Origin of the sequence: Thiocystis violacea (genome assembly GCF_016583575.1) — a bacterium.
Lineage (GTDB): Bacteria > Pseudomonadota > Gammaproteobacteria > Chromatiales > Chromatiaceae > Thiocystis > Thiocystis violacea.
This window is the reverse complement of sequence record NZ_NRRG01000198.1, coordinates 1-518: the sequence shown is the minus strand read 5'-3', so window position 1 is coordinate 518 and position 518 is coordinate 1. Positions and strand designations below refer to the sequence as shown.

General features: G+C 63.5%; 1 pseudogene. It reads left to right on the top strand.

Going from position 1 to position 518, the window contains the following annotated elements:
- A pseudogene (locus CKO27_RS24180) lies at positions 1-384 on the top strand (IS4 family transposase); the annotation flags it as partial.
- Between the last annotated feature and the right edge of the window lie 134 nt (positions 385-518).

Here is a 518-nt window from a genome sequence, read left to right as displayed (position 1 = left end):
TACAAGCGCCAAAAACGCTGGCTGGAGATCGAGAACCTCTCCGGGCGCCGCGTGCTCGCCGTGCCGCAGGACGTCCACGCCAAGATCCTCGCCCTGAATCTCGCCAGTATGGTCCGAGGGCTCGCGCCAGTGATCGCTCGCCGCCGTCATGCCGCGCGTAAGCGCGCCTATCAGGTGCGCTGGACCAGCCGCCTCTCCACCATGAAGCACACCCTGGTCCGTCGGCTGATCGGCACCCTGTACGCCCCCACCACGCCGCTCACACAAGCCATCCGTGGGCTCTCCGACGCCGTCGATGCGGTGCGTCCGGACCGACAGTTTCCCCGCCTCAATCCCGGCAAGCTCAAGCCCGGATTCCATCCGGCTTACTGCCGGACGGCTTAAGTCAATGGCCTCAGTACAGTACAAAACGAATAGCCTCGCCTAGCTAATACAGCACGAGCCTCATGTCATGCTCGACCTTGAACGGTCGTCCATCGAGCATGAATCCGAGGACACAGAGCCGTTCGGCGCCGAAG